Here is a 22,694-nt window from a genome sequence, read left to right as displayed (position 1 = left end):
TCTACCTCTTTAGCCTATAAACTTTTGCCGCCCCATCAAGTATGACTGGCTCAAAAACCTTAGGATCGTACCTTTCAAGCACAAAAAGCTGGATGTATGCGCTATTTAAAATACTTTCATCAAGGATGATAAACCTACCATAATCTCTCATAAAAATGACAGAAATATTTGAGTTTTCGTTGTTTTTATACTCTTTGACATTTAGCTTGCCAGCCTCGTTATAATCAGTCTCTATGAAAGATTTAAGAGGCAAGATATTGCCATCATAGATTAAATTTGTGACATCACTTGTGAGCGTAAATCCACCATTTAGTCTAATGCCATTTTCATTTTGAGAGATCGCTCTTGTGACGATAAAAAGTCCGTTATTTAAATTTTTACCGCTTTTTAGATCGATCTTGCTAAATTGCAAAATGGTCGGAAAAATACCAAGCATCCTATCTGGAAGATAGTAATAAATATCCCTTGTCTTTGCTGGCAAGCTAAAATTTGCCTCTTTTATATCGCTAAAAAACTGATCGATGCTTGCATTTCTCTCTTTTAAAATTTGAGCCAAATTGCCATTAAATCGCTCTTTAAAATTTCTCTCAGTGTATTCTACATCAAGCCTTGCCATATTTGCCGAGCTCATCTCGTCGCTTCCAAGCGCAAAACTCACAGCAAAATTTTCACGTCCGAGGTGCTTTCCACCGTCAATGAGCGCCTTAACATCGCTGTAATATCTAATCGGATATCCATAGTCCCACCACGCAACCACGTAATCCTCGCGATCTGCGATACTTTTTAGCTTATTTAAAATTTCAACCTCTTTGTGCACAAAAACTGGCTCAGCTTTGTAACCATAGATATGAATAAGCGCTGGAGTGAGGGCAAGTACGGTTATAAAGGCTCTCGCAAGATTTAGCACCGCTCCTTTTAGCTTTAAATTTGAAAGTATAAACTCCACTAAATAGCCAAAGCCAAGTGCCATGATAGGCACAGCATAAATAGTAAATCTAAGGCCACTTTTAAATGCCAAAAAGCCAAGTGCCAGCATGCCAAGCGAGACGGCAAACGAGCGGTATTTAAAGCAAAAAAGAGCGACACCTGCAAGCGATATTAAAAATGTGATGATATTTGCGCTGATCCTCTCGCAAAATAGCGTAAAATCAACGATGCTTGACTCTTGGATGGTTTGATTGACATTAAAAAAGTGAAAGCTCATGCCGCCAACTTCAGGCGCATCTCTAAAGACGTAAAATTTAAGCTGAAAAATAATCGGATTTAGTCCGCCACGGATGACAAAAACAGCAAAAACAACAACCAAAACAGCAAGAGCAAATTTTAAATTTATCATCTCTTTTTTAAAAAGACAAAGCGTATAAATAGCGATGATAGCGATAAATTTAAATATCAGATCAAGGTTTGAGATAGCAAGTAAAAGCAGCGAAATTTCAAGGTAAAAAAGTGGATTTTTCCTATCAAAAATGAGCGTGTAAAGTAAAAATAGCCCAGTTAAAATGCTAATAAGCGAAAAGGCACTCGCATACCACCACATATAGATAAGCACGCTTAAAGGCGCGATTATTAAGCTCTTTGCGTCCTTTTTCTCAAGCACTCTAACAAGCCCCCATACGACAAAGACGCTAAGTGGGATGATGAGCATGTCAGTATCGTAGTATCCTGCCATAGTGCGGTTGTAGTAGCTATTTGCGACCACCGCAAGAAGTGCAGCGATGAAGCCAGCAAATTTTAGCTTATACTCATTTGCGATTAAGATAACTGGCACAGCGACAAGCGATGAGAAAAATACACTCATATAAATCATCGCCGTTTCAAGCTTGACGCCTAGAAATTTCACGATCCAGTAAGTAAGCGTCGAGAGCGGATAGCCGTAGTAGCTAAGGTCATTTTCTTGGTGAAAGCCAGCTAGCATATCCCTTGCACCCTCGGCAAATGCGTAGCCGTCGTTTGTACTGATCATCAGCTCGTTGTTCCAGAAAAATACCGGATACTCGCTCGCCCAAAAGACCCAGTAGAGCCTACAAATCACACTAAAAAGGACTGCGACAAATATCATCAAATATAAAGAGTAATTTTTAAAAAATAGATTTCTATTCATTAGGGTTTTCCAAAAATTTTATAAGCTCATTGGCTATATTTTCACTATCAAAAAATTTAGCCCGATTATACGCAACATTTTCAAAATTTTGCCTTATTTCAGGCACATTAAGCACCTTTATCATCGCCTCTTTCATCGCATTTTCGTCATCAACTGGCACCAAAATACCAAACTCACTCTCGCCCAAAAGCTCTTTTGCGCCACTCTTATGCTCGGTTGAGATAATAGTTTTTTCGCACGCTAGCGCTTCTAAAAGCACATTTGAAAAACCTTCAAAACGCGAAGCGCAAAGCAAACAAGAGGCGTTTTTTATGTGCCTAAAAGGATTTTTATCAGTGCCAAGAAGCTTTACTCGCCCAGCAACGCCAAGCTTGTCTATCAAATTTTGCAGCTCATCCTTTAAAGGCCCTTTCCCTAAAATGCCAAGCGTTGCACGAGGGTCGTTGATAGATGCGATTATTTTTATTAGCATGGCTTGATTTTTACCACTATCAAGGCGTCCGATGTTTATAAAAAATGGCTTAAAGTCACCCTCTAGCGGCTCATCTTTTAGCAAATTTATAGTTTTTAGATCAAGGGCGTTATAAAGCACCTTTGTTTCGTCCTCGCTCATGCCAAAATTTCGCACTAGATCCTCTTTGTTGCCAGCTGCATTTGCAAGAATGAGATCTGCTTTTTTATAAAGATGAGTGAGTAAAAATTTATTAACCCTGCCGCTTAGATCGTCTTTGTATAGGATCGACGGACAGCTTCGCTCGCTGATAACTAGCCTTTTTTTAAAGCCCAAAATTCTAGCAAGCCCAGCAATATAACAAGGGCGGTTCATCAGCACAAACTGCGTGTCTATGCCTAAGTTTTGACAAAGCTTTTTATACTTAAAGGCAAGCATTGGCATCGCCAAAAAGAGCCTTACTCGCTTTTTAAATACTTTCTCATAAGGATCGCTGTTTTCGATGAAGTGAATTTTTACCTCACTTGGTATCTCGTAAGCGATGACATTGCTCATGAGTACCAGGTGAACTTCATATCTCTTAACTAAAAATGGCAGCAAATTTGAGACGTTTCGCTCAGCCCCACCAGGCCCCATCGAGTATAAAAAAACGGATAATCTCTTCACTTTCTAGCCACCTTTTTTATAAATTCATGCCACTGCTTGCTGATATTTTCTATGCTAAATAAATTTGCATTTTCACTAGCATTTTTTGCTACTCTCTCTCTTAAATTTTCATCTTTTAAAAGCATTTCAAGCTTGTTTTTTAGATCATCACTATCCTCATTTTTAAAGATAAGTCCGTCCAAGCCGTCATTTATAAGCTCTCTTGCGCCCACAGTATCGCTACTTATCCTAGCGCAATTAAGGGCACCTGACTCGATTAGCACGTTTGAAAGACCCTCGCTCCTTGAGCTTAGAACAAAAATTTTTGCCTCACTGTAAAGCTTACTAACATCGCTCATGTGGCCTAGAAATTTTACGTTAAGCCCTAAATTTGAGGCCATTTGCTTTAGCTGTGCTTCCTGCCTGCCACTGCCTGCGATTTTTATCTCCCAGCCATTAAGCAAGCTCTTATCCACCTTACTAAGTGCTTCAAAGTAGATGTCATAGCCCTTTACCGCCTCCAGCCTTGCCACGCTTAAGATTACGTTTTGCTTCTCGCGATTTTCAGGCACGTCGATAAAAAGTGGATTGTGGATGATCTCGCGATTTTTAGCAAATTTATAGTAGTCGTAGTCGCTTTTACTTAGCACGCTTAAGCCATCTACAAATTTATACGAAAAGTCACGCATAGCGCTTGCGATTTTGCTTTTTAGGTAGCTATGCTCATGATGCTCGGTTGCTATTAACTTGCTCTTTAGTCCAGCATTTGCCAGCACACAAGCGACATTTGTCCAGTCGATAAAGCTCATTATTAGATCAGCTTTTTGTTCTTTAAAAAGCGCTCTAAGGGCAAAAATTTTCTTAAATTTTAAAGCGACTCCTGAGCCAGTGAGGTTAAGATTTATGATGTTTATTTTTTCACTAAATTTATAAAGCCCAAGATCCTCTTCAAGCACGGAGATAGTGATCTCATTGTCCCTGCTAAGCTCATTTGCAAGCACGTTTAACACGCGCTCGGCTCCGCCATTTCTAAGCGCAGCTATGACAAAGAGAATTTTCACTTCACACCTCCAAGTTTTAAAAGCTCCAGCCATTTTTTATAAATTTGCTCCACGCCAAACTCATCAAGTCTAGCTCTTGCGTTTTTGGCAAATTCGCCCATCTTTGCCTCATCTTGCAGCAAATTTGCGAGCTTTTCACTCATCTGCCCAGCATCATTTATCTCACAAAGCAAGCCATCAAAGCCATCTTCTATAAGCTCTTTTGCTCCGCTTGTCTTTGTCGCAACTCTCACGCAGTCATAGTTTATTGCCTCTATCAAAGTATTTCCAAGACCCTCATGGTTTGAGCAAGAGAGCAGCACTTTTGCTCTTTTATAAAGCGAGGCGATGTCGCTTACATTTCCTAAGAATTCGACATTAGCGCCTAAATTTTTAGATAAATTTTCTAAATTTGCCCTCTCACCACCATCTCCAGCAACGGCAAATTTATAGCCACTTTGCTTTAAATTTGCAGCCACTCTTACAAACATTTCGCAGTTTTTTATCTTATTTAGCCTGCCAACAAATATGATCAAATTTTCTTTGATAAGGCTCTCGTCGCAGGCCTTTTCAAAGAGTGGGTTATAAATTTTCATCACATTTTTGCAAAATTTAGAGTAGTAGCCAAGATCTTCGTCGCTTAAGACGCTAAGTGCATTTGCAAATGGGTAGCTAAGGCGTCTTAGCACCTTAAAAATAGCTCTTTTTGGCGCAAGATAGTTTGTGTGCTCGCTTATTATAATAGGCGTTTTAAGTCCTGCAGAGCTAAAGAGTACCAATGTATTTACGGCATCTAAAAAAGATATCACAGCGTCAAATTTGCCTTCTCTTATGAGCGCTCTTAAGGCAAGCACCTTTAAAACTCTCTTTTTTAAATTTCCAAAAACCCCAAGCTCATCAGCCCCAACGCCTAAATTTATAAGCTTTACGCCACTTGCTAGCTCGTAAAATGGCTCATCTTTGTCAAATTTAACAAGGCTTACATCATGATCCATGCTAAATCTTGATGCAATTACCGCGCAAACTCGCTCCGCACCGCCACTTCTAAGCGTTGATGTGACAAATAATATCCTCATACGCCAAACCTTTGCTTGATCTTTACACGTAGCTTTGAAAGTGCCGGTAAAATGCCACTTGGAAGTGGGCTAAGTAGTAAGAAAATAAACGCCTCTTTGCTAAATTTAATGCTAAGGCTTTTAAAAATACAGCTTAGCATCAAGCCATATTCACCTGCTATTTTGGCGTAGTAAGCAGCGTTTTTATACTGGATAGCTAGAAATTTTGGCTCATTTTTTATAGCGATATCATAGTGCATTTTTGCCGTTTTGATGTAGGCGTTTGCGACATTTAGAGCGTGCTTGCTGGCATTTAGAGTCGCACTGTCGCTTCTTGCGATGCGGTAGATGTAAAGTGGCTTTTTAAGATAGAAGACATTTTTTTCAAAAAAGCGGATATAAAGCTCATTTTCACCGCCAAAACTGCTCTCATCGAACCTAAAATCATCTATAAATTCACGCGAAAAAAGTTTAAAATACTCGCCATTTATCCGTCCACAGTGATAATCAACCTTACTCATCGCTCCGCTTTGCTTATATGGGCTTCTGCCAGCCATCACCTCAGTCATCACGCCATCTTTTTCACAGATCGCATCAGCAAAAACGCACGAATACTCGCCACTTTTTAAAATTTCATAACACTCAGCAATCGCCTCTGGTAAAAGCTCATCGTCATCGTCAAGCAAGCAGATAAACTCGCCTGTTGCATTATCAAAGCCGTTATTTTTATTGCCATTTGGACTCTTTTTATGGGTTGTGTTTTTTACAAATTTGATCCTTGCGTCGTTAAAACTCTTGCAAATTTCACTCGCACTATTATCGTCGCCGTCATCTGTAACAATGATCTCTAAATTTTCATAGCTTTGAGATAGAGCGCTTTTTAAAGCCTTTTTTAAAAGCTCAGGGCGCTTGTAGGTTGCAGTTACGATGCTGATTAATGGCTCGCTCATTTAGCCCCTTTTAAAAATTCTCTCATAGCCTTGAAGCTTCTCAAGTCTTGAGAAAAATATAAATTTAAATGTTTTGATGTAGGCCTTTAAATTTGCCCTGTATCCCCTCTCAAGGCGTTCTCCTTCGATGTTTGAGCCACTTAGATCAGTTGGATGCGAAAAGAGATCGCAAAAATACATCTGCATATCATTAACACCAAGCAAATAGTCCCAAACATCAGTCGTGCAAAGCGCACATTTATGAATTTCAAGCAAATTTTTAGCACTTTTTTTAGTTAGCACATAAGCCCCTGCTCTATAAATGCTTGAAAATGAGTGCTTTGAAACCTGCCAAAGTGGTTTACTTAAGCTATTATCCACCTTTTTGCCAAAGGCGCTAAACCTGCCCTCCAGCCCATCTTGCATGCCACATATTAGCACGCTGTTTTCAGGCATCTTGCTAGCTGCTAAAAAGGCCTCTTTTATGGCATTATCACCCCCTATCACATCATCTTCAAAGATGAGTGCAAATTTTGCATCACTTGCTAAAAATGCCTCGTAAGCTTTTACGTGCGAGAGCGAACAGCCAACCTCTGCTGGGCTTAAAACTTTGCCGTAAGCTTTAAATGATGGCGAAATGATCTTATAGTACTCCCTTGCGTTTAGCTCCCTGCCGTCTATTGCGTCTATTAGTTTAAAGCTATCATAAGAGCTAAATTTCTGCTGCAAAAGCTCGCGCCTTTTGGTGTCTTTTGCCAAAGAGATCAGATAAATTTCATTCATTTAAGACCTTTTAAATTTTTTTAAAATTTTACGCCAGACTATGCCTCGCTCGCAAGCATTAAAAAACAAAAAAAATCCCAAAACATAAGCTGCGCCGGCGTAGATCGCAGCAAAGATAGCAAATTTTAGCCAGTTATCTAAGCTCACAAAGTCCTTGCAGGCAAACATCGCAAGCAAGCAGAGCGCAAAAACGGCTAAATTTTTAAAATAAACCCCATAAAACATAGTGAGTTTCACCTCTAAATTTAAAGCAGCATTTATAAGGTCAAAGCCAAGAATTCTTATACTATAAAAAATGGCTGCGACGATGACGATGCCATAAACGCCGTAGTCGCTAAATTTAAGTAGCGCGATCTGCGCTATGATCGTACTAACGCCAAGGATAGTGTTGGCAATGGCCGGGCGGCGAAGCTTGTTTGTAGCACTATCAAGGTTAAAAAGCGAAAAAACAAAGCTTATAAATACGATCGGCACAAGCGTGATCATCGAAACGTTGTAGATAAATTTAACCTCATCTGCACTTTTAAAAGGTAGCCAAAGCGTATAAAAATCAAGTCCAAAAACGACGAAAAATGCAGCTGGAGCGCTCATCACAAAGGCGATCACCTTCATCGAAAATTTAGCCTCTTTTATTAGGTCCGTGATCAAATTTTTAGAGTAAAGCTCGACAAATTTTGGTGCAAAGATACCGCTAAGCTGCGCTACAAAGCTCTCAAGTATTATAGGAGCGGCCTTGGCGACTGAAAGAAGGCCGGTGGCATTTGCATTTACGAAAATGTTGCAGATAAAAAGATCCATGCCTGTTAAAAGTATGCGATTTAGCGCATTAAAGCTATTCCAAATGCCAGAGTTTAAAAGTTCTTTTATCTTAGAAAAGTCAAATTTACTAAGGCTAAATTTTAGCTCCGGCGTGATGCGAGCTGACATAAAAATGGTGCTAAAAAAGACAAAAAGGCTAGCAACTAGCGCTGAGATGGCGATGTATAAGATAAATGGTTTAAAAAAGAAAAAGAGCGCCACGATGAGGGCTGCTAGGATCGCGCTTGAAATGGCATTTCTGATGGATAGTAGATAGAGCTTGTTTGTCACAAAAGCGCAAACCGTCAAAACGCCGTTAAATAGCCCAACGCAGAAATTTATAAAGTAAAAAACAAGGGTCATTCTCACGTCAAAGAGTAAATTTTCAGGGACGTTTAAAAAGCTTTGCAAATTTAGTATGAAAACAGAGCTAAGCACTACGACAACGGCACAAAAGAAGATATTTACAACAAGCACTGATGAGTAGTAGGTGTTTGCAAGGCTTAGATCTTTTTTGTGCCACGCATGAGCGACAAAGCGCCCGCTGACCGAGTTGATCGCCACGCTCACGACTGCTGCGTAGCTTACGATGGCGTTACTAAGGCCTACAAAGCCAAAAGCCTCATTGCCAAGACTTTTTAAGATAAATGGCGTAAGAAAGAAATTTATGCCCATTGATACGACAAAAACGACGATCGAGCTTATTAGATTGATTAGCATTAGATTTTCAACCTATAAATTTTTACGCCACTTGAGATGACAAATGGCTCAAAGTATCGCTCATCAGCTCGCTCAAATATAAAAAGCTGCACAAAAGATGAGTTAAAAGCATTTTCATCAAGCAACAATATCCGTGCATAGTCTTCTAAAAAAACCACATAAATTTTAGCGTTTTCATCTATGATTTTTTCATCTATTCGCAAATCTCTTCCGGCACCTTTTACCTTATAAAATGATTTTATAGCTATTTTCTCACCGTTATGTATGATAAATTTTTGCTCATTTGTAGGCAAAGTATAGCCATCTCCAAGGTCAATACCAGCTTCGCTAACGCCATTTAATGCGCTAACATGATAAAAATCCTCTTTTTGCCTTTTACCAGTTGTAATATCGATATAGCTATATCTAAAGATATTTGGCGCGATGTCAATCATATTTGGCACAAGATAGTAATAAACCGCCTTCTTTGCCACAGGTGGATTAAAATTTTTACTTTCAAGCTGACTTAAAAAAGTATTTATATCGCTTGTGTTGTAGTATTTTAAAATTTTATCTATTGGCCTTATATTTTGCTCAAGCGAGATGTCATTATACGCAACTGCCACTCTTGCAAGTCTAGCCGAAAATGTCTCATCTTTTCTCAAAGCAAGGCTAACAAAATAATTATTTTCGCCACCTTGTCTACCAGGATCGTTTAAAGTCATAACATCAGCAAAATACCTTATAGCATACCCGTAATCCCACCATGAAAATACATAATCATCGCGCTTTGCTACCTTTTTGAGCCCATCAAGCGCTACTGCTTCATCATGGCTAACTACAGTGTTTGGCTTATATGAATAAGCAAAATCTAAATTTATAGCAAGAGCGGCTACGGCAAAAACTAAAAATGATAAATTTTTAATAGAATTTCTAAGATCAAATAAATTTAAAAAAAAATGCAAAAAATACCCAAAACCAAGTGCAACAAGTGGTGTTACGTACATAACAAATCTAACCCCACCAAAGAAAGAAAGGAGTCCAAGTCCAAGCATTGGCAAAGTAAGTAAAAATAAACGAAATTTAAAGCAAAGTAGCAAGTATCCAATAATAGCCGCCAGTAGTATAAGAATATTTCCCGACATGAAATAGATAAAATACAAATGGCTAGCACTTTTTACTTCACTGATGAAATTATATTCATTTATAAAGTGAAATTTATCGCTAAGAATTTCATTGCCTTTAAAAACATAAATACCCATCTTTGAAGTAACGAAATCAAAACCACCAAAATAGATAAAAATAGCTAGCATTAAAGTAAGAAAAATAGCTAATTTTCTAGCTGAGAGTAAATTTTTATATTTGCAAAAAAGAGAGAAAAATAAAGCAATAACTGCTAAATTAAAAACCAAAATTTTATTTGCTATTAGTGGATCTTTAGTAAAAACATTTGAGCTTACGATGGTTATAAACATAAAAAATATCGCTTGATAATTTTGCAATCTATCTCGCATAAAAACTAGCGTATATAGCAAAAACATAAAGAAAATACTTAAAATAAGTGCATATGAGCTTTGATACCACCAAAGATAAAGCGATACAAAGACTCCAGGCAAAACGATAAATTTTTGTTCATTTGTGTTTAAAAGCCTGATCAAAAAATAGATGATAAAAAGCGCAAATGTGACATTTAACATATCGCTATCAAAATATCCAGGCGATGTCCTTGAAAGATAGCTTGGCAAGATAACACTCATAAACGCTGCCACAGCCCCAGCTTTTAGCGCCTTAAGCTCATTTGATATCAAAATAACTGGAAGTGCGATAAGAGGAGCTAAAAAGATGCTCATGTAAAACATTACGCTTTCGATCTTAAAAGGAAAAATTTTGCAAATATAAAAAACTATTGTTGAGATTGGGTGATTAAAGGGGCTAAAGTCATTTTGCTGATGAAAGCCAACCAGCATATCTCTAGCACCTTCTGCGTAGTAGTATGCGTCATTTGTCGTAAGCATAAATTCGCCATTAAAGTAAAACTCTGGCATATCCTTTGCCCACAATACCCAGAGCATCCTAGCCGCAAATCCAAACAGATAAGCAGCTAGAAATATAAGTAAAATTTTACAATTTACGCTTACTTTGTGCACTAAATTCCTTACAGCCTAGCGTCAGCCTCTGGGTAGATATTTTTTATATCGTAAACTAAATGGCCTTTTAAATTTAGCTTTTTAAACTCATTGTGAGCTACGGCAATCACGATGCAGTCGTAGTCATCTAGGTTATACTCTTTTACTAGATCAAAGCCGTACTCGTGTTTTACCTCAGCACTATCAGCCCAAGGATCAGTTACATCGACCTTGCAGCCAAAGTCTTTTAGCTCATCAACCACGTCTATAACGCGAGAATTTCTTATATCTGGGCAGTTTTCTTTAAATGTCATACCAAGAACAAGCACGCGCGCTTTGTTGATAAGCACGCCTTTTCTTATCATTAGTTTTATCACTTGATCAGCTGCGTATCTACCCATATCATCATTGATGCGGCGGCCTGCTAGGATCATCTCTGGATGGTAACCTACCTCTTGAGCCTTATGAGTTAGATAGTATGGATCCACGCCGATGCAGTGACCACCAACTAGACCTGGGCGGAAATTTAAGAAATTCCACTTCGTACCAGCAGCTTCAAGTACGTCAATAGTGTTGATATGAAGCTTTTCAAAAAGCATAGCAAGCTCGTTTATAAAGGCGATGTTTATATCACGCTGTGTGTTTTCAATGACCTTTGCAGCCTCGGCTACTTTGATACTTGAGGCCTTATGAGTGCCAGCTGTGATGATTGAGCGATAAATTTCATCGACCTTATCAGCGATCTCTGGGGTTGAGCCACTTGTGATTTTTTTGATCTTTGTCACTGTGTGTTCTTTATCACCCGGGTTTATGCGCTCTGGTGAGTAGCCGCAGAAGAAGTCTTTGTTAAATTTAAGCCCACTTTTTTCAAGAAGTGGCACGCAAATTTCTTCTGTAACGCCTGGATAAACGGTGCTTTCATAGACAACGATGTCGCCTTTTTTAAGCACTTTTGCCACGCTCTCGGTTGCTTTTACGACTGGAGTTAGATCAGGGCGCTTGTTCTTATCTATCGGAGTTGGGACGGTTACTATAAAGAAGTTGCAACTTCTGATGTCATCTAAATTTAGGCTAAATTTCATGCCATTATCGATCGCTTTTTTCATCTGTTCGCTACTAAGTTCAAGCGTTCTATCATAGCCACTTTTAAGCTCTTCTATACGTTTTGCATTTACATCAAAGCCTACTACTTCGTACTTTTCGCTAAAAGCTGCTGCTAGTGGAAGTCCAACATATCCAAGTCCTACTACTGCTATTTTCATTTACTTTTTCCTTTCTTTTTTGCTTCTATCTTTTTTACGCGTTCATACATTCTTATTTCCGCACTTACACCTTTTGGAGTTATGATTCTAATAGGGCTAACGCCTGGTAAAATTTTAGTAAATTCATAATAAACCCGCCTCTTTTTCTCTCCGTCCTTGCAAAGCCACATCGTTTGCTCTAGCTCGTCACCGCCGCTAAATTCGTAATAAATCCCGCGCGCGTCCTCTTTTTGTTCAAGCTTTCCGCCGAGCAAAAAGGCGAAGTTGCAGTCGATTTCTATCTCTTTAAAAAATGCGACTTCGTATTTAAAATAATCAGGCGGCATCTTTGAGATAGGTAGCTCAAAAATATTTTCCTCGGTTTTTGGTGCGTTTTCGCCTGCCAAAAGTGCAAAAGGAAGCGCGAAAGCCACGATAAAAAGTAAAAATTTTCTCATACCTTTACTCCTATTTGAAAATACTTAAATCCATGCTCGGCTAAAGCTTTAGCGTTATATTGATTTCGTCCGTCAAATATGACGGCATTTTTTAGCCTCTCTTTAATCTCCATAAAATCAGGCGATCTAAACTCGCTCCACTCGGTTACAAGCACCATAGCATCGGCATTATCAAGCGCGTCATATTTGTTTTTAGCGTATTTTATATCTAAATTTGGCATATATTTTTTAGCTTCTTCGCTTGATTTTGGATCATACGCCACCACTTTTGCGCCAGCTTCGTCTAAAAGTTTTATCAAAGTTAGCGAGCTAGCCTCGCGCATATCGTCTGTGTTTGGCTTAAACGCAAGCCCCCAAAGCGCAATCGTCTTGCCATTTAGATCGCCGCCAAAGAAGTTATAAATTTTATCAAACAGCACTCTTTTTTGAGCCTTATTCCTTGACTCAACCGCATTTAAAAGCTCTGGCTCAAAGCCATTTTGTCTAGCTGTGTAGATGAGTGCCTCGACGTCTTTTGGAAAGCAGCTGCCGCCATATCCGCAGCCTGGATAGATGAAGCTATATCCGATCCTTGAGTCGCTACCGATCCCTTTTCTTACTAAATTTACGTCTGCTCCCACACGTTCGCAGATATTTGCTATCTCGTTTATAAAGCTTATTTTGGTTGCTAGCATCGAATTTGCAGCATATTTTGTCATCTCGGCTGACTTTACGTCCATACAGATAAGCCTGTCGTGATTTTTCATAAATGGCTCATAAAGCTCTCTCATCACGCTAAAGCCCCACTCGCTACTAGCCCCGATAACTACGCGGTCTGGCTTTAAAAAGTCCTCAACCGCCGCACCCTCTTTTAAAAACTCTGGGTTTGAGACGACTTCAAATTTAACCTTTGCATTTCTATTTTTAAGCTCAGCCTCGATCACCTCATGCACCTTAGCTCCAGTGCCCACTGGAACGGTTGATTTATCAACAACTATTAGTGGTTTGCTTAAATTTTCTCCGATAGATTTTGCAACTGATAAGACGTATTTTAAATCCGCCTGCCCATCAGCGCCCATAGGCGTGCCAACTGCTATAAATAGCACATCTGCATGCTCTAGCGCCTCAGTTATCTGCGTGCTAAATTTAAGTGAGCCATTTTTGTAGCAGTCGCTCACGATATCAGCAAGCCCTGGCTCATATATAGGCACGACGCCGTTTTTTAGCGCCTCGATCTTTTTGCTATCAACATCGACGCAGATCACGCTGTTGCCCATTTTGGCAAAACATGCACCACTTACTAGCCCAACATATCCAGTTCCAATTACAGCTATTTTCATGTTTTCCCTTAAATTCTCTTTTCCCACTCAAGGGCGGTTTTTATGATGAGCGCTAGATCGTCTCTTTTTGGCTTCCAGCTAGTTAGTGAGCGCAGTTTACTTGCGTTTGAGATGAGGATAGCTGGGTCGCCGTCCCTTCTTGGCGCATTTAGCACTTTAAAATTTACTCCGCTTACTTTTTTTGCGGTCTCGATGACCTCTTTTACGCTAAACCCCCTGCCATATCCCACATTAAAAGTTTCGCTACCATTTTGGCTGATGTAATCAAGTGCGCTGATGTGGGCGTCTGCTAGGTCGCTAACGTGGATGTAGTCTCTTACGCATGTGCCATCTTTTGTCGCATAATCATCGCCAAAGATACCCATGCTCTCACGCTTGCCAAGTGCTGTTTGCACGGCTACTTTGATAAGGTGCGTGGCATTTGGATAGTTTTGACCGATAAGCCCCTCCTCGTCTGCGCCTGCGACGTTAAAATAGCGCAAAATCGCAAATTTAAAATTTTCATTTGAAGCGGCATAGTCTTTGATGATCTGCTCGCTCATGAGCTTGCTTCTGCCGTATGGATTTATCGGGTTTGTAGGCGTTGTTTCGCTAACTTCTGCCACGTCTGGCTCGCCATAAACTGCAGCAGTTGAGCTAAATATAAATTTATTTACATTGTAAGTTTTTGCGTATCTTAGCACCCCTGCGACGTTTGCGGTGTTGTTTAGATAGTATTTTAGCGGTTCGCTCATACTCTCAAAGACCTCGATAAACGCTGCAAAATGAATGATCGCATCAAATTTACCATTTGCAAAAATTTCGCTCAAATCATCCTCTAAATTTGCATTTATAAATTTAAAATTTCCTATCTTTTGAAGTGCCTCAAGTGCTTTTTGTGAGCCCTTGCAGAGATTGTCGATGATGGTTATCTCATCTTTGCCTTGCTTTAAAAGTGCTTTTACTACGTGGCTGCCGATATATCCAGCTCCACCTGTTACTAAAATCTTCAAGTTTAAGCCTTTCATTAAAAGTGTGTAATTTTATCAAAAATAGAGTAAAGCAAAAGTAAAGCAAGGCTTGCTTGTAGAATTTTTAAATAAATGTCATATGTAATATCTTCTAATCAAAATGCCTACAAACGAGATAAATATTATTTGTGCACTTTATTTGCGAATAGCCTCATAAAAAGCCTCATGTTGATTAAAAACAAAACTAAAAGTTGTAATAAATTCATCTTGTAACCATGTTTTTATAATAGTTTTGTCCTTACCATCCATTATACTCAAATGATAAACTGTAGCAAAAGTTGTAAGCTGATTTACACACGTAAAAAGCGTTGATGCATTATGTGCTAGATAAGCAGGTACGCCAGAATCACCTAAAATATATTTATTATATATCATATGACCATAAACATTATCAATATCAAATGACTTGGGAATTTCTGGCGAAGTAAAGATTTTATACATTATGTATGCAGTTGAAAAAGTTCTATTAATTGCCAAACCTAGATTGTCTTTACCAAAAAACGAAGTAATGGCATCAGTAAAAAAATCATTATCATCAACAATTTCCATATTTACACGCCATCTCTTGAAAAAATTATATACATCAATTGTTGTTTTAAATTGTTTTCTATCTCCTTTCATAAGTATGGCTGCTGCAAATATCGAAACTTCTTTCTTACTAAGTGAAAGGTTATAAAATTCATCTAGATATCCCCCAAAAATCTCTAGTACTACTGGCATTCTTATGTCCTAAATATTTGTTTTGTCCTTAAAAACTTCAGATATCATGCTTATCCTTTATTTAATTAATTTCTAATAATCTCTATAGAGATATTATTTACAGATAATTGTAAAAGTATTTTAATGCAATTAAACTTATAGGAAACTTTTCTATAGGAAATAAAAATGCTAAATTTGCCACAAATTGTTTCAAAAGAAGAAGAGGAAGAATTTCTAAAAAATGTGGCAAATAATGTAAAAAGAATAAGACAAGAAAAAGGCTTTAGCCAGCTTGAAACCGCTCTTAGTATAGGGCAAGCTTCAAATGGTTTTTATGCAAACATGGAAAATTTTACAGATAATAAGCGCTTTAATATGCTTCATCTTTTTAAGCTCTCAAAACTATTTAATTGTGATATTGCTGATTTTTTTAAAGGTGCATAAAAATTTTTATTAATCTTCTCTAACCCTTAAAAATATGGGAAATCTTGGCTTGCCATAAGAGGTTAAATTTTGAAATTTATATGTGATGATAGAGCCTATCTTTGGGGGCTCTTGACGGTTTTTATCGCTTAGTCCTGAGCCTATTTTAAAGATAGTGCCCTCTTTTGGCTCGCTAGCTTTTTCTTTAACATCTTTGCCGCCAAGTGCCTTGCAAGTAAGCGAGCCAGCAAGATTTGCGTATTTGCCGCTGCCTTTATTTATTGAGATCACCTCACACTCGGCGTCTTTAAATTTCTTAAATTTGAGCGCATTTTTACTTCGTTTTCGCTCGTATGGCGCATTTGGCTCACGCACCACAGCTCCTTCGCCGCCTTTTGCGATGATATTTTCAGCAAATTTTAAAAATTGAGCGTTATTGCGCATTTTTATCTGCTTTATGATGATCAAATTTTGATTTGGCTCATTTTTTAGAAATTTAGCCAAGACTTCAAGCCTACGAGGCAAGCCACCACTTGCCTCTGGCACGTCAAAAACGTGAAATTTTAGCCTGTTCCACGCCTTTTCATCTGGCAGCTTATCCATCACGCTTGCTTGGATTTCTTCAAATTTAAGCTCCTTTGCATAAAGCTCGCCATCAAGTGCAAATTTAGGGAAATTTTTAGTAAAACTTAGCGGTGCATTTAGCTTTTTGCCCTGCCTTGAGAGCAAATTCTCTCCGTCCCAGTAGGCACGCACGCCATCAAGCTTCTCGCTAGCTAGCCAGCCACTGACGTTTTGATCTTTAAATTCGCTAAGGCGTAATAGTTCAAGAGAAAATGCAAAATTTAAAAGCACCAAAAGTGCAAAAATTATTTTAATCAAGCCTTGCACTTACAAAAACAATAGTCCATATGATCATCCACCACGCCCACGCTTTGCAAAAAGGCATAGGTGCTAACAGAGCCTAAAAATTTAAACCCTCGCTTTTTTAGCTCCTTTGCCACAAAGTCTGACATAGGCGTAGTAGCTGGCACTTGTTTTATGTCTTGATAGTGATTTATGATCTGTTTGCCGTCAAATTTTGGGTCAAATTTTCTTAGCAAATATCCCCACAAATAGTCATAAAAGCTGCCAAATTCTTGCGTTACGGATAAAAATGCAAGGGCGTTTTGCGAGAGCGATTTTAGTTTTAATCTGTTGCGGATCAACCTCTCGTTTTGCATAAATTTCGCTATTTCGTCCTCACCGTAAAGCTTGATCTTCTCTGGATCAAAGCCGTCAAAGGCCGCTCTCATAGCCTCTCTTTTTTGAAGCACTCCATGCCACGAAAGTCCCGCCTGAAAGCCCTCTAAAACTATCATCTCAAAAAATTTTCTATCATCTTTTATGACTTTGCCCCACTCATTATCGTGGTAGGCTATATCAAGCTCGCCTTTTGCCCATTCACATCGCCTCATCTGCTTTCCTTAAATTTTAACTCCGTAAAACTCACAGTACCACTCAACAAATTTAGCTACGCCGTCATTTACTTTTGTATTTGGCTTGTAGTCAAAGTCAGCCACCAAGTCGCTCACATCAGCAAATGTTGCTGGCACGTCACCTGCTTGAAGTGGGAGAAAATTTTTCTTGATCTCACGGCCGATCTTTATCTCAACAGCCTTGATGTAGTCCATGAGCTCAACTGGGCTATTATTGCCGATATTATAGACCTTAAACGGCGCTTTTGAAGTGGCAGGGTCTGGGTGCTTTGCGTCCCAAGCTGGATTTGGCTTAGCAGGGTTGTCGATGCACTTGATGATACCCTTTACGATGTCGTCCACGTAGGTAAAATCGCGCTTCATCTTGCCGTAGTTAAAGACGTCGATAGTTTTATCTTTAAGCGCAGCATCAACAAACAAAAATAGCGCCATATCAGGACGTCCCCATGGTCCATACACCGTAAAAAAGCGAAGTCCAGTCGTTGGCACATTAAATAGATGGCTATAAGTGTGCGCCATCATCTCGTTGCTCTTTTTGGTCGCTGCGTAGAGGCTTATAGGGTGATTTACCGCCTCGTGCGTAGAAAATGGCATGTTTTCATTTAGGCCATAAACCGAGCTAGAGCTTGCATAGACTAAATTTTTGATCTCATTGTGGCGGCAGCATTCGAGGATATTCATAAAGCCTGTGATGTTGCTGTCGATGTAGGCTTTTGGGTTTATGAGTGAGTAGCGAACGCCAGCTTGTGCAGCTAAATTTACCACTACGTCAAATTTTTCTTTGCTAAAAAGCTCTTTCATTGTCTTTTCGTCGGCGAGATCTGCTTTTATAAATTTTAAATTCGGATGCGTTTTTGAGACGATAAGCTTGCCATAGTCTATCTCGCTCGTGTCAAAGCCTGCCGTTTTTAGGCGCGCGAGCTTTAAATTTACGTCGTAATAGTCATTTATCACGTCATATCCGACGACCTCATCGCCACGTGCCACAAGGGCATTTGCAAGGTGAAATCCTATAAATCCAGCTGTTCCAGTTACTAAAATTTTCATATTTTTCCTTTCATTTTTGGCTTATTTTAGTGCAAAAATGTAAATTTACGTATTTAGATCAGGGTAGTCCCAAGCGTTAAATTCAGCTCTTAAGTCGTCATTTTCCCAACCTTTGCAGCATAACCACTCAAGCCCCGCACGTCTTTCCATAACGACCTCTTCGTCAAGTCCAGCAACCTTTTTACCATTTATCCTTGCGTCCACACACGCCCAGTGATAGCGATAAACTAGGTCAAGTTTGCTTAAAATTTCATCCAAACTGCGCAGTTTTGAGCGCTTTTTGAGCCCACCCTCTCTAAAGACATCCATCACAAAATCACAGTCGCAAATTTTATCCATCTTACCGATATCTTTAGCTATGCCAAGCGCCCAAAGTAAGATCCAAAGCGACTCATACTTCCAGCCCATATTTACGGCCAAATTTATATCGGCTCTGCCCTCTACGACCTCTTTTTCTTTTACACTTAGGTCATCATAAAAATCGCCCAAAAAGTCTTTAGCCCAAGCTATCTCATCTTCACTTAGGTGGCCATTGTCGCGGATAGTGCAAGCACACATAATGGCCGTAAATGAGCAAACCGCACGAGCAATGATCTCGTCAATGCTTCTTGGCGTAACTTCACTATTGTCATACCTTAGTGGCAGACTCTCAAGCACAGCCACGCCCTCTTTTTTTAAAATTTTTATGCTCTCATCTTTTCTTTGTTGTGCTGTTTTTGGCATATCCGCACCTTTTTTAAAAATATCAAATACTCCCATTTTTACCCAAAAAACTCGGCATTAAATTTCTCTTCGTTAAATTTTTTACCTAAAAATTTACAGGCTTCGATCATATCAGTTCTTGCTATTTCAAAGCAACTTGTAGCTCCAGGGCTTGGAGTCATATTAAAACTTATACCCTCGCCTGTGCTTATCTTGCCTTCGCCAAGCTCAAGGCACTTTTTATTGCGGTCGATAACTTGTGGTCTTACGCCACCAAAATTTACAGCATAGCTCAGATCGTTTTCACTTAGGCTTGGCACGATCTTTCTAGCGTCTTTTACAAATTCTTTTTTATTGATAAATGGCACTTCAAATAAGAAATTTCTTAAAATATAAGATCTGATGTCGCTATCTTTTAAGAGATTTGTAAAGACTTCAAAGACGTTTTTATCAAATTTTAGGCATTTACAAAAGTCAAAAAAGCTTGAACAGCCGTGGTATCTCTCTAGTTTTGGTATGACTAGGGCTGTTGGTCCAAAGCGAGTGTTGCCATTAGCTAGGATATCCGGATCGCCGTGAAGCGCGGCAAATGGTAGCTTATCGTTTTGCACCATATAGACTTTGCCGTTTAGTAGGCGTTTTTTTGCGAAATAAAAGCTTCCAGCAACAGGCAATGTGCTAAGATGAAGCCCATAACCCATTTTGTGAGCCAAAAATAGCGAATGTCCTCCAGCATCTACTACAACGTAGTTTGCGGTGATCACCTCGCCATCATTTATCTTTATGTGAAATGTATCACCCGCCTTTTTTATATCAGTTACTTCTGAGTTTAGGCTGATCTCATAGCCATCTCCGCCTAAATTTAGCGCATTTTGCACAAGTGAGTTTGCTAAGCCACCAAAGTCCATCGTCGTAAACTGCCCATTTTGCGTGCCTATGGCGATGATGTTTTCTGGCCTCTCATTGCCATTTGCGTCAAAAACGACGTTTGGTTCGATTTGTTTTAACTTCTCTTTGTCATAAATTTCAAGGCAAGGAAAAAGCTCTTTAAAACTCTCATATCGCTCTTTCATGCGCTCTACTTCAGTATCTCCGATAGCTAGTGCCATCTTTTGATGAGCAAACATATATTTGCCATCAAGATTGTATTTTAGAGCATATTTTACTGGCATATTTGCCACACGAGAGACTTTTTTTGCTTTTTCTAGCGTGTAGTTTGTCTCGATATCGCCACAATGAATGGTTTGTGAGTTGCCTTTGCCGTTTGAATTTAGAGTAGCTACGCCGTCATATTTTTCTAAAAGTGCGACTTTTTTTATATCACTAAATGCAGCCAACTCATAAAAGAGCGCCGTCCCACTAATGCCTGCTCCGACAATTACCACTTCAAAGTGCTTCTGCCTCATTTTTTCTCCCAAAAAAGTTTAGTCGCCAAAATGATACTATATTAATTTTAAAACAAACAGCATAGTGAAAAAAGCTAGAATTTTTATATAAAAGAGAAATTTGGCAAGGCTTTCACCTTGCCTTGAAGTTAAAATTTATAAGATACGTTTACTTTGAAATTTCTACCTGGCTCCCAGTCTACATAGTCTGGATTGCCTGTATAATCAGCCATTCTTTGAGACTGCGAAGCATAAGTTTTATTAAAGAGGTTGTAAATTCCAGCATTTATCTCTAGCCCTCTAAATTTGCCGCTGCTTGGCGCATAGGTAGCGTAGATATCGCTAACTGCATAGCTTGGTATCTTGGCATTTTTATCGTCGCCAGCTGAGACGGTATTTTTTGAAGCAAAGTAGATTAGGTTGTAGCCTATTAGCGTATCGATCCTTGAAAATGCATACTCTGCGTTAAATGTGTATTTATCGCCCTGATCTCGGTAGCCGATGATGTTTGAGGTGTAGTAGCTACCATTTGGTTTTACAACTCTATCTTTATATTTTACATTTTGATGAGTGTAGCTAGCAGCTAGGCTTAGTGCATCTAAATTTAGCCTTGCAAGTAGCTCGACACCGCTTATATCAGCGCCACCAGCGTTTATCCTAACTAAAGTTTGATTTACACCTCCACCTGCTGCATTGTTATCAACTATTAAATTTTTATATTTTGTCATGAAATATTTTGCAGATAAGCTATATGAGCTAGCTTCACTTATATCACCATGATATTTAAGGCCAGTTTCGTAGCTATTGCCAGTTGTCGCTTTTAGATCCTTATTTGCCTTCCAGTTTAGTGCCCTGCCCCTGCTACTTCCACTTGCCATCATCGACTCCATGACATCAGGTCCTCTAAAGACCCTTGCATAGCTTGCAAATGCGTGTAATCCTTTAATGATCTCATAATCAAGTGCAAGTGCTGGCGTAAATTCGTTAAATTTATATGTGTAGCTCTTTACATTTCCAGCTCTGCCGTCGTAGCTTTTTAGCTCATGGTGCGTATATCTGATGCCTGGAGTAACAGTTAGCGAGCTAAAATTTAGCGCATCTTCTGCGTAGATCGAGTAGTTATTTACCTTTTCTGGGTAGTGATTGTCTGGTTTGTTGAAATTTTTACTTTGATAAAACTCAGCGCCATATCTAAAAGTCTGCGTTAAAGCGCCGCTCTCGACTACACTTTTAGCCTTTGCATTTATGCCGTTTGTTTTTACGCCTAAAATTTTTAAGACCGGGTCATCTTTTTTATGCTCGGTATTGTATACCGTTACATCTAAATTTAGAAGATCACTTGGTTTATACTCGTATTTTAGCGTTGTAGTATCACGTTCATATTTTCGGTTATCAACAGGAAATTGACCAGTATACCAGCTGCCAAACTCGGCTCTCATTGGATACATGCCTTTAAATTCATTATGTTCTCTTGAGATAGAAATTCTATGTGCATCAAGGAAGCTATAACCAAGCTTTAAAAGATAGCTAAGATCGTTGCCATCGCCGCCTATCTTTCTTTTGTTGCCGCTTTTGCCGTAGTCGTAGCCCTTGTGATTAATAGTGGCTATAAAATCAAGCCCTTCAACTGGTGCAGTAAAGAGCATAAGGCCTTGAGAAAATTCGCTGTTATTTGAGGCGTATCCTGTCTTTATCTTTGCGCCTATAATCTCACCATCATTAAGCAAGTCCTTTGCATCGACCGTTTTAAAGGCGACTGAACCGCCAAGCGCACCCGAGCCGTTTACCACTGATCTTGAGCCAACCTCGACATCAACGGCTTTTATAAGATCTGGATCGATCAGCAAGTCAGCGTTGTGGTGAAATGTATTTCCGTTTTGCTTCGCGCCATCTATCGTGATATTTAGACCACGATCACTTACGCCCCTCATATAAATTTTTTGGTTCATGCCGTTTGTGCCACCTACGTAAACACCAGGAATATCTCTCATCACGTCTTTTACTAGGCCAGCATTTCTAGTTGAAATTTTGATGTCATCAACGCCATATCCGCCACTGCTACTTGTTACCTCAACTCCGCTTAATACGCTCTCGTCTGCCCCGTTTGCACAAACCGCTACGCTTGCTACAAGAGAGAGTTTAAATAAGCTTTTAAATCTCATATTTCCTCCTAATTTGGTTATTAAAATTACTATTTTAATTTTATAGCATAATTTTGAGATTGAATATTATAATTTTAAGTATAAATTTTGGATAAATTTTTGAGTTTTTAGATAAAAATATAAACTATTTTTAAATTTTAATT

The 22,694-nt window shown here is 39.0% G+C and carries 20 protein-coding genes; 1 reads left to right on the top strand and 19 read right to left on the bottom strand.

What is annotated here, in order from left to right:
* Position 1: 1 nt before the first annotated feature.
* The 13 genes from FZ940_RS02360 to FZ940_RS02300 all read right to left on the bottom strand — a co-directional run bounded on the left by FZ940_RS02360 (position 2) and on the right by FZ940_RS02300 (position 15,375).
* A complete protein-coding gene (locus FZ940_RS02360; RefSeq protein ID WP_148821353.1) occupies positions 2-2,101 on the bottom strand; it encodes an STT3 domain-containing protein in 2,100 nt (699 codons plus the stop codon).
* Positions 2,094-3,218 carry an N-acetylgalactosamine-N,N'-diacetylbacillosaminyl-diphospho-undecaprenol 4-alpha-N-acetylgalactosaminyltransferase gene (gene pglJ / locus FZ940_RS02355; protein ID WP_148821352.1) on the bottom strand — a complete coding sequence of 375 codons (1,125 nt, stop codon included), beginning with the start codon at positions 3,216-3,218 and terminating at the stop codon, positions 2,094-2,096. Before pglJ ends, FZ940_RS02360 begins: the two co-directional genes overlap by 8 nt.
* Entirely contained in the window at positions 3,215-4,258 is a 1,044-nt protein-coding gene (locus FZ940_RS02350) for a glycosyltransferase (protein WP_148821351.1), read from the bottom strand. Before FZ940_RS02350 ends, pglJ begins: the two co-directional genes overlap by 4 nt.
* Positions 4,255-5,313 (bottom strand): glycosyltransferase, encoded by a 1,059-nt coding sequence (locus FZ940_RS02345; protein ID WP_148821350.1) that lies wholly within the window; start codon positions 5,311-5,313, stop codon positions 4,255-4,257. The genes FZ940_RS02350 and FZ940_RS02345 overlap by 4 nt, the downstream gene beginning before the upstream one ends.
* Positions 5,310-6,242 carry a glycosyltransferase family 2 protein gene (locus FZ940_RS02340; protein ID WP_148821349.1) on the bottom strand — a complete coding sequence of 311 codons (933 nt, stop codon included), beginning with the start codon at positions 6,240-6,242 and terminating at the stop codon, positions 5,310-5,312. The genes FZ940_RS02345 and FZ940_RS02340 overlap by 4 nt, the downstream gene beginning before the upstream one ends.
* The gene (locus FZ940_RS02335) at positions 6,243-7,004 is read right to left on the bottom strand and encodes a glycosyltransferase family 25 protein (protein WP_148821348.1); all 762 of its coding nucleotides are present in this window, start codon (positions 7,002-7,004) and stop codon (positions 6,243-6,245) included. It abuts the gene before it with no gap.
* A complete protein-coding gene (locus FZ940_RS02330; protein WP_148821347.1) occupies positions 7,005-8,522 on the bottom strand; it encodes an MATE family efflux transporter in 1,518 nt (505 codons plus the stop codon). It abuts the gene before it with no gap.
* The gene (locus tag FZ940_RS02325; protein ID WP_148821346.1) at positions 8,522-10,648 is read right to left on the bottom strand and encodes an STT3 domain-containing protein; all 2,127 of its coding nucleotides are present in this window, start codon (positions 10,646-10,648) and stop codon (positions 8,522-8,524) included. The genes FZ940_RS02330 and FZ940_RS02325 overlap by 1 nt, the downstream gene beginning before the upstream one ends.
* A gap of 8 nt (positions 10,649-10,656) precedes the next feature.
* On the bottom strand, positions 10,657-11,889 hold the full coding sequence (locus tag FZ940_RS02320) for a nucleotide sugar dehydrogenase (RefSeq protein ID WP_148821345.1): 1,233 nt from the start codon (positions 11,887-11,889) through the stop codon (positions 10,657-10,659).
* Positions 11,886-12,326: an ecotin family protein gene (locus tag FZ940_RS02315; RefSeq protein WP_148821344.1), complete on the bottom strand. Its 441-nt coding sequence runs from the start codon at positions 12,324-12,326 to the stop codon at positions 11,886-11,888. Before FZ940_RS02315 ends, FZ940_RS02320 begins: the two co-directional genes overlap by 4 nt.
* Positions 12,323-13,645 carry a UDP-glucose dehydrogenase family protein gene (locus tag FZ940_RS02310; protein ID WP_148821343.1) on the bottom strand — a complete coding sequence of 441 codons (1,323 nt, stop codon included), beginning with the start codon at positions 13,643-13,645 and terminating at the stop codon, positions 12,323-12,325. The genes FZ940_RS02315 and FZ940_RS02310 overlap by 4 nt, the downstream gene beginning before the upstream one ends.
* Before the next feature lie 8 nt (positions 13,646-13,653).
* Positions 13,654-14,637 carry a UDP-glucose 4-epimerase GalE gene (gene galE / locus FZ940_RS02305; protein ID WP_148821342.1) on the bottom strand — a complete coding sequence of 328 codons (984 nt, stop codon included), beginning with the start codon at positions 14,635-14,637 and terminating at the stop codon, positions 13,654-13,656.
* 153 nt (positions 14,638-14,790) lie between these two features.
* Positions 14,791-15,375, bottom strand: a complete 585-nt coding sequence (locus tag FZ940_RS02300; RefSeq protein ID WP_148821341.1) for a hypothetical protein — start codon at positions 15,373-15,375, stop codon at positions 14,791-14,793.
* Between the two features lie 165 nt (positions 15,376-15,540).
* Here FZ940_RS02300 and FZ940_RS02295 point away from each other — a divergent pair, with 165 nt between their 5' ends.
* A complete protein-coding gene (locus FZ940_RS02295; protein ID WP_148821340.1) occupies positions 15,541-15,798 on the top strand; it encodes a helix-turn-helix domain-containing protein in 258 nt (85 codons plus the stop codon).
* A 9-nt stretch (positions 15,799-15,807) separates the two neighbouring features.
* Here the strand turns inward: FZ940_RS02295 and FZ940_RS02290 are convergent, their stop codons facing one another.
* From FZ940_RS02290 to FZ940_RS02265, 6 genes are all read right to left on the bottom strand, one after another.
* On the bottom strand, positions 15,808-16,656 hold the full coding sequence (locus tag FZ940_RS02290; RefSeq protein WP_148821574.1) for a DNA ligase: 849 nt from the start codon (positions 16,654-16,656) through the stop codon (positions 15,808-15,810).
* Positions 16,656-17,234 carry a DNA-3-methyladenine glycosylase I gene (locus FZ940_RS02285; protein ID WP_148821339.1) on the bottom strand — a complete coding sequence of 193 codons (579 nt, stop codon included), beginning with the start codon at positions 17,232-17,234 and terminating at the stop codon, positions 16,656-16,658. The genes FZ940_RS02290 and FZ940_RS02285 overlap by 1 nt, the downstream gene beginning before the upstream one ends.
* Before the next feature lie 9 nt (positions 17,235-17,243).
* Positions 17,244-18,302 (bottom strand): NAD-dependent epimerase, encoded by a 1,059-nt coding sequence (locus FZ940_RS02280; RefSeq protein ID WP_107687201.1) that lies wholly within the window; start codon positions 18,300-18,302, stop codon positions 17,244-17,246.
* A 45-nt stretch (positions 18,303-18,347) separates the two neighbouring features.
* The gene (locus FZ940_RS02275) at positions 18,348-19,025 is read right to left on the bottom strand and encodes a DUF4272 domain-containing protein (protein ID WP_234400112.1); all 678 of its coding nucleotides are present in this window, start codon (positions 19,023-19,025) and stop codon (positions 18,348-18,350) included.
* A 38-nt stretch (positions 19,026-19,063) separates the two neighbouring features.
* Positions 19,064-20,410, bottom strand: coding sequence for an FAD-dependent oxidoreductase (locus tag FZ940_RS02270; protein WP_148821338.1), 1,347 nt, complete (start codon positions 20,408-20,410; stop codon positions 19,064-19,066).
* 128 nt (positions 20,411-20,538) lie between these two features.
* Entirely contained in the window at positions 20,539-22,551 is a 2,013-nt protein-coding gene (locus tag FZ940_RS02265) for a TonB-dependent receptor domain-containing protein (RefSeq protein ID WP_148821337.1), read from the bottom strand.
* Positions 22,552-22,694: the final 143 nt, after the last annotated feature.

This window comes from Campylobacter concisus (genome assembly GCF_902460415.1).
Taxonomy (GTDB): Bacteria; Campylobacterota; Campylobacteria; order Campylobacterales; family Campylobacteraceae; genus Campylobacter_A; species Campylobacter_A concisus_Y.
This window is presented reverse-complemented; position numbering and strand designations above follow the sequence as displayed.